Annotated in this window: 4 protein-coding genes; 1 reads left to right on the top strand and 3 read right to left on the bottom strand. The window is 35.9% G+C overall.

The genetic code is table 11. From position 1 onward, the window contains the following. Positions 1–952 precede the first annotated feature (952 nt). Together P618_RS03885 and fusA are read right to left on the bottom strand one after the other, a co-directional pair. A complete protein-coding gene (locus tag P618_RS03885; RefSeq protein WP_021827791.1) occupies positions 953–1,810 on the bottom strand; it encodes a N5-glutamine methyltransferase family protein in 858 nt (285 codons plus the stop codon). A gap of 38 nt (positions 1,811–1,848) precedes the next feature. Then, positions 1,849–4,056, bottom strand: a complete 2,208-nt coding sequence (gene fusA, locus P618_RS03880) for an elongation factor G (RefSeq protein WP_021827792.1) — start codon at positions 4,054–4,056, stop codon at positions 1,849–1,851. A gap of 207 nt (positions 4,057–4,263) precedes the next feature. Here fusA and P618_RS03875 point away from each other — a divergent pair, with 207 nt between their 5' ends. After that, positions 4,264–4,665 (top strand): response regulator, encoded by a 402-nt coding sequence (locus P618_RS03875; protein ID WP_021827793.1) that lies wholly within the window; start codon positions 4,264–4,266, stop codon positions 4,663–4,665. Positions 4,666–4,744: 79 nt separating this feature from the next. On the opposite strand, the gene ileS is transcribed toward P618_RS03875, so the two are convergent. After that, positions 4,745–7,711 (bottom strand): isoleucine--tRNA ligase, encoded by a 2,967-nt coding sequence (gene ileS, locus P618_RS03870; RefSeq protein WP_021827794.1) that lies wholly within the window; start codon positions 7,709–7,711, stop codon positions 4,745–4,747. Between the last annotated feature and the right edge of the window lie 127 nt (positions 7,712–7,838).

The following is a 7,838-nucleotide window of genomic DNA, read 5'->3' as shown; positions in this document are numbered from 1 at the left end:
ATTGAATCATTTTGCAATAAAACAAAAACTATTGTTAAAAGCCAATGTTTTAATGTTCAATGAACTTCAAATTTTGAAAGGTGCTACGTAAGATGAGATAATAAATGAAGAGAAAGGAAGAAAATCTCCAAGAGAAGAAACATTTTAAGAACCACGGCACAAATAGTTGAATTGTAATGCAAGATATGGTATGTCTTACTTAAGAAGATAAATGATGTCAACGAGTCCATATCGTATAAATTTAAAGATAAAAAGTTATAAATTTTATCAAAGCAGATAACAGTCAAAAAGAAGTATCGAGAGTTTTCGGAATATAGTAATTGAGCATAAAAATGGGATTTGAAAGAATGCGGCAATAGCTTCGTAAAGTTTATCAAACTGATTAATTTGGTTCTTAACCCATTTTTTCATATTAGCCCAAAATTTCTCTATTGGATTCGAATCGGGTGAGTAGTTGACAACCTACAGATTCGATCAACTTTTTTGTTCTTTGTGATTTATGAAATTCAGTATTATTCATTACTACAATTTGCCCAGGTTCTAATTCCTTAATCAATAACTGAGATACCCAGCTTCAAATAATTTTGTATGACAAGAACCCTTAAATACCATAAGTGCTAACATACCCAGTTATAATATTTACCGCTCTTTTTGGCAGAAAGCTTTTTCCCCTTTTTGCCCCATCCTTCTGTCTTGCACAAATGATCGTCCCAATACCGCTTTCATCAATATGTACAAGACTTTCTGACGGTATGCTTATAGTTTCTTTATATCGCTTTCATTGTTCTTGGCTTGCTTGCAAGTAGGTAAAGATTTTTTTTATAGCTAAAGCCTAGTTTCTTTAATCGTCGATACACAGAACACAGACTAGTATTAAGTAGTTTTACTATCTTTTGCTCATTTTTTATCTTCATTGGCCTTTGATTTTTTTTAATTTAGAAGTAAAAAATTATTAACGCAAGAGTAAATAACGATTTCTTCCAAAATCATCCAAAAATAACGATATGTTTGAAAAATAAGGCTTTGCCAATGAAATTAAAAAAGTTATGGAAGTGTGTGCTGAAATCTCTAATACAAGTATTCCTTCATAGGCTAACCAAGATGAAGCATTAGGAATGATAATTTCATAAGGATCTACCCCATTTTTTCCTCCATCTAATGCGATTTTAGGATCCCACCACAAAACTTCTGGTGGCAATTTTAGACATTCATCAGAAGAAATATACGGAGGATTACTTATAATGAGATCAAAGCTTTCTTTTTTTAATCCATAATCTTCTAATTTTTCATACCAATTACTTGTAATCCAATGAACACGATGATCTAGTTTTAATTGATACGCATTTTGATGTGCGGCACTCAGAGCCTTTGATTGTATATCTACACCTATCCCATACGCTTTAGGAAATACCTCTAAAAGACTTAATACAATGCATCCACTTCCTGTACCTAAGTCTAAAATAGTACGGGGCTCTATCCCAGTTTTTAACACTAGCGAGATCATTCCTTCCGTTTCTGGTCTAGGGTCTAACGTAGCTTCGTTTAACGAAAAATATTGATTCCAAAAAAAACGACGCTGAACGCTTCTGGATAACGGTTTATGATGCGTAATAAATTCCTCCACCCAAACATCTAACGTTGGGTGAAGAGGGCAAGAATCAAACATTTTAAAAGCCCACTGCAAAGAGGATAGCCCAAAAGCTTCTTGTAGAAAATTTCTCGCCCATCTATATGCAACATCAAAAGGAATATTTTTGTGTTGAACAAAATTTCTAGCTAACTGTAATGCTTTACTGTGCAAAGAATGCATTTGAAGTTTATTTTAAAAAAATCTCAAACATCACCTTTTTATCCCCCTTTCCACTCTTTTTTCTTAATTTTTGCACACATTGCCTCTGGAACTAAAGCGTAATGAGAAAACTCCATGGAATACGTTGCTCGACCTTGGCTCATAGAACGTAACGTATTTACGTATCCAAAAAGCTCAGACAACGGAACTTGAGCACTAATATTTTTAGCATTTCCTTGATCTTCCATACCTTGAACTTGGCCTCTTCTAGAATTCAGGTCTCCCATAACGTCCCCCATATAAGCTTCGGGAGTTACAACATCAACCTTCATGACAGGTTCTAATACTTTTGGACCTGCCTTAGCAGCGGCTTCTCTAAATGCGGCTCGACCTGCTATTTCAAAAGTTAACGTATTTGAGTCAACGTCATGATAAGCCCCGTCTATTAAAGTTACTTTAAAATCTACTGTAGGAAATCCAAAAGAAACTCCTGTTTGACGTGCGCTATTAATACCTTTTTCTACAGACGGAATGTATTCTTTTGGAACTGCTCCACCTACAATTTTGTTTTCAAATATAAATCCGGCTCCGGGCTCTAAAGGGGAAAAAATCAGCTTAACTCTTGCAAATTGTCCTGCTCCACCCGTTTGTTTTTTATGTGTATAATCAATTTCATAGGTTTTAGAAATCGTCTCTCGGTACGCTACCTGAGGTGCCCCAACACTAGCCTCTACTTTAAATTCTCTTTTCATACGATCAACGATAATTTCTAAATGCAACTCTCCCATTCCTGCAATCAACGTTTGCCCCGTTTCTTGATCAGAAGAAAAACGTAAAGAAGGATCTTCAGAAGCAAGTTTAGATAACGCTAATCCCATCTTTTCTTGATCACTTTTCGTTTTAGGCTCTACTGCTACGGAAATGACTGGATCAGGGAACTCCATACGCTCTAAGATAATAGGATGATTTGCCGCACATAACGTATCTCCTGTTGTAGTTTCCTTTAATCCAGCAAGAGCTACAATATCCCCTGCCCTAGCCTCTTTTACATCTTCTCTAGAATTTGCATGCATTAATAACATACGACCAATACGTTCTTTTTTATTCTTGATCGTATTCAGTAAAACTGTTCCAGTTTCTAATTTTCCAGAATAGATCCGAAAATACGTCAAAGAACCTACAAAGGGGTCCGTTGCTATTTTAAACGCTAATCCTGATAAAGGTTCTCCAAAATCTGCTTTTCGGTGTATGACCTGTTCACTATCTGGAACAATTCCTTCAACATCTAAAATATCAAGAGGAGAAGGCAAATAATCAAGAATCGCATCTAATAACGTTTGAACCCCTTTATTCTTAAAGGCAGAACCACATAAGACAGGGACAAAAGAAAACGCCAACGTCCCCTTTCTTAAACAACATTTTATGTCTCTTTCTGTTAAATTTTTTCCTTCTAAAAACTTTTCCAAAACTTCATCATCTTGATCTACTACCGATTCCAGCAAAGTTTTTCGATAATGTTGCACAGATCGCACAAGTTCTGCAGTTAAAGTATTTTGAATATGAAGATTTAAATTCTGGGACGCTCCTCCATCTTTTGCAATTTGCTCTTGAATTTCTTTTAAGAATTGATGAATCCGATCTGGCGCATCTTCTTCCATCCAATGAGCAATATCACACACACTAAACGTCGCTCCCAGACTCTCTATATGCCAATAAATTGCTTTTAATGCCGCCAGATCAATAATTCCCATAAATGCGCCCTCTTTCCCTATGGGTAATTGAACAACGATGGGTTTACTTCCTAGGCGCTCTTGAATCATGTGTACACAACGAAAAAAATCCGCTCCCATACGATCCATCTTATTAACAAAGCAAATTCTTGGAACTTTGTATTTATTTGCTTGACGCCAGACAGTTTCTGATTGGGGCTCTATACCTGCAACACTATCGAATACCGCAACAGCACCATCTAAAACACGCAAAGAACGCTCTACTTCAATTGTAAAGTCTACGTGACCAGGAGTATCGATAAGATTGATTCGGTGCCCATTCCAAAAACAGGTTGTTGCCGCGGACGTAATAGTGATCCCTCTTTCTTGTTCCTGCTCCATCCAATCCATGGTCGCCAGTCCTTCATGAACCTCACCGATTTTATGACTTCGGCCAGTATAGTACAAAATGCGCTCTGTGGTCGTTGTTTTTCCTGCATCAATGTGAGCAATAATTCCAATATTACGATACAAAGTTAAAGGGTGAGTTTCAGACATAATATAAAAAAATCTCCTAATAGATATTAATACTTAACTTGATATTCTCCATAATACCTGCATTTGGTTGAAAAAAAAAGCATACAACTGCGTAAAATGCAAATATATTTTGCTCAAATAAAAAATAAATTCTCGATAGTAAATTTTTTTTAATTTTTATTTTTTGTTTTTTTGTTATATTGTAAAAAAATAAAAGACTATTCAATAATGAAGTGCCTTATCGTTGATGATGATCCTGGATTATTGAGCGTTATGCATCACTATCTTTGCCATCATCTCCCGTTAAACTGGATGGTGTACGCGGCCCCAAACGGATTAATTGCACGCAAATTGTTACATCAACATCGCGGTGCACATATTCTAATTACCGATCGCCACATGCCAGGAGAAACGGGAATTAGTCTTTTGCAATTTACTTCAGAAATTTGGCCAAATACACGCTTTATTTTGATTTCTTCAGATCAAGAAAATTTAACTATTGTTAAAGAAGATCAATCCTACGTACACTTTCCTCATCAACAGAGACTAGAAGGGAAAGGAATATTTTTGAAAAAACCTTTTTCAATGAATACATTGCTAGAATCTGTACAAAAATTGACCACTGTATAGCCCCCCTCTTAAGGGAGACTTGAGTATAACGCTGAATTAGAGCATCGTTTTCGTGGATTGCACATAAAACAGAAAAAACTTAACACACGTTTTCTGACATTAAAACCGAATGACATCTCTGACATATTTGTGATTCTTGAATATCCGAGTATCGTTTCCAACATCTAGGACATTTATTCCAATTCAATACCTCTACCTTGACTGTCCGACACGCCTGATTCCATCTAATCTTAAGATCAGAAGTCATACATAACTCAATTAAAATCGTTTCATAAAAATCTTTGTAAGCTCCAGCGATTACACCATCTTCGTTCATCAAATCAATATATACTTTTGCATCGAGACTGCTTTTAATTTCTTTATTTTTTCGATAAATTTCCAAAATTTCTGTTACCTGACTTCGGATACCTAAAATATGTTCGCTACACGTAGATCCATCCCAATCTTTAAAACAAGAAGAAGGAGAAAATATATCTTGAAGATGAACAGACCAATACTCGCGTTCTTGCAACACACCTTCTTTTTTAAACCAGCTCAATAACTCAACGGCATCCAAAGAAAGATCTTTTTTCCATTCAGGTGTATCAATCAGATCTCCCAATCCCAAAACTTCTTTTCCAAAGATGGAAAATGCTTCTTCTGTCGTAAATGGTAAAATAGGGGCTAAATGTTTACATAAAAAAATAAAACAATACAATAATGTCGTAAGAACTTGTTTTCGAGAAAAAGCATCAGATGCATCACAATAAAGCGTATCTTTTTTAACATCCAAATAAAAGATAGAAAGATCTGTACACACCTGTATTACACGCTTTAAGAAAGACTGAACATTTAAACAACGCCCTTGAAACTCCGAATTTGTAACTTGATCCAAAGACAAAGTTGTCAAAAGTTCCGTATGTGTGTGATACAAATTATATAGAACTCGACGACTAAGAAAATCAAGCTGATGAATAGGTAAAAGATCCTTTACAGAAATACCGTTTAAGACTCCCAACATAAATCGCAATGTATTACGATATTTTTTATACATGTCTTTGACTCGAGCAAATACTTCGTCTCCTACTCGAATATCTTTTTCGTAATCTTCATGAGCAACCCATAATCTTAATAAATCTGCGCCATGTTCGTTCGTAAATTTTACAGGATCAATACCGTTTCCTTTAGATTTTGACTGCTTTTCTCCTGATTCATCTAATAAAAACCCATGCGTTAATACGCTTTGAAAAGGGGGGCGATTTTCTAACGCAACTCCTGTTAATAAAGAGGATTGAAACCATCCCCGATGTTGATCTGATCCTTCAAAATAAGCCCATGCAGGCCAAAGAGAAAAATTTTCAGTAGTACGATTCTTTAAAACTGATCGATGAGTTAGTCCAGATTCCAACCAAACATCCATAATATCTTCAACTTTATACCAATCTTGTGGAGAAAGCTCTGGAAACATGAGAAATGGTTCATCGGTAAACCAAAAATCTACGCCTTCTTTTTGTACTCTTTCGTATAATTTTTGAAAGATCGATGAATCATTTAAACACGCTCCGTTTCTTTTGTTTACAAAAAACATTAAAGGAATTCCCCAGGCCCTTTGTCTTGAGATACACCAATCTGGACGATTACGTAACATGTTAGCTAAGCGAAGCGATGAAGATTTCGGATGCCAAGAAACCTTCCCTTCTTGGATAGCGTGTAATGCTTTTTCTCGCAAAGATCCTTCTTTTCCCTCTTGATCTAATCTAATAAACCACTGGGGAGTTGTACGGTAACATAAGGGAGTTTTTGAGCGCCAAGAATGCGGATAACTATGAAGATACTCATGATATCCCCCCAAAGTATTAGCTTGCAAAAGCGCATCTTTGATGGCTATATCTGTTTTCCACATATTTTTCCCAGTAAAACCAGGCGCACACTCAGAAAATGTTCCATCTGAAAGAATGGTTTCTGGAATCTCCAAATGATACTTCACGCCCACTAAGAAATCTTCTGGACCGTGATTAGGTGCCGTATGAACAAAACCTGTACCAACGTCGCACGTTACATGCAAAGCGGGTAATAAGGGAACTTTAAACGTATACCCTAACGTATTCAATGGATGATGACAAAAAATTTTTTTAAGTACATCTTGCGTTAATACAGAAGCGATGCGATATTTTTTTAATCCTAACGCGCTTTCTAAACAAGAAATTCTATCTTGAGCGATGATTATGCGTTCGCCTTTTTTCCATAAATTAGAATCTTCATCCTCGATCTCAACTAACACATACACAAACTCAAAATTATAACAAATCGCTCTGTTTCCTGGTAAAGACCAAGGAGTCGTAGTCCAAATTAGCACAGAAGTTCTAGATTCATTCAAACCGCAGTCCGAAATAGAAGAGCAAACAGGAAATTTAACATACAAAGCAAGAGAAGTAATATCTTTATACTCAACTTCTGCCTCTGCTAACGCGGTTTGTTCTACGCAAGACCACAACACGGGACGAGTACCTTGATAGATCAAATCTTTTTGAAACAATTCAAATAAAGCTTGAACAACACATGCCTCAAAATCTGACTTCATCGTACTGTACAAATCATCAAATTTCCCCAAAACTCCTAACCTTTGCATAGCCACAGATTGCTCTTCAATCCAACGCTCAGCAAAATCCCGACAGTGCGTTCTGAGTACGTGTGACGAGACTTCCCGTTTCTTTACTCCTTTTTTTAAATACTCTTTTTCGATTTGCGCTTCTATAGGAAGACCGTGACAATCCCACCCCGGAACAAAATCTATATCAAACCCATAAATGACATTGAAACGATTGACAATATCTTTTAAAATTTTATTTAGTGCATGGCCTAAATGAATAGGTCCGTTGGCGTAAGGAGGGCCATCAGCAAGAACTTTTAAAGATCTTCCTTTTCGCAAAGCTCGAATGCAATCATAAAGTTTGATATTTTTCCACCAAGACAAGATGAGTGGCTCTTTAAGACTAAGATCTCCTTTCATAGGAAACTGTGTATTAGGAAGCAAAACTGGATAAGAAGCTCTCACCATAAAAAACATCAACGCTACAAAAATCTCTAATCATTCTATCCAAAATTTGAAAAAAAACAATTCCAAATATAAAGGAAACATTTCACTAAAGATAATGCGGTTATAATAAAATGACATTTTTTGAGTTATCTTGAAA

The sequence above is a fragment of the Holospora obtusa F1 genome, assembly GCF_000469665.2.
GTDB lineage: Bacteria > Pseudomonadota > Alphaproteobacteria > Holosporales > Holosporaceae > Holospora > Holospora obtusa.
Note: the sequence above shows the minus strand (reverse complement) of the source record. Positions and strands in the feature narration are given on the sequence as shown.

Bases quoted from the DNA above. Each gene is read 5' to 3' on its own strand.
- ileS (WP_021827794.1), bottom strand. From the start codon at position 7,711: ATGTTTTTTATGGTGAGAGCTTCTTATCCAGTTTTGCTTCCTAATACA.
- fusA (WP_021827792.1), bottom strand. From the start codon at position 4,056: ATGTCTGAAACTCACCCTTTAACTTTGTATCGTAATATTGGAATTATT.
- P618_RS03885 (WP_021827791.1), bottom strand. From the start codon at position 1,810: ATGCATTCTTTGCACAGTAAAGCATTACAGTTAGCTAGAAATTTTGTT.
- P618_RS03875 (WP_021827793.1), top strand. From the start codon at position 4,264: ATGAAGTGCCTTATCGTTGATGATGATCCTGGATTATTGAGCGTTATG.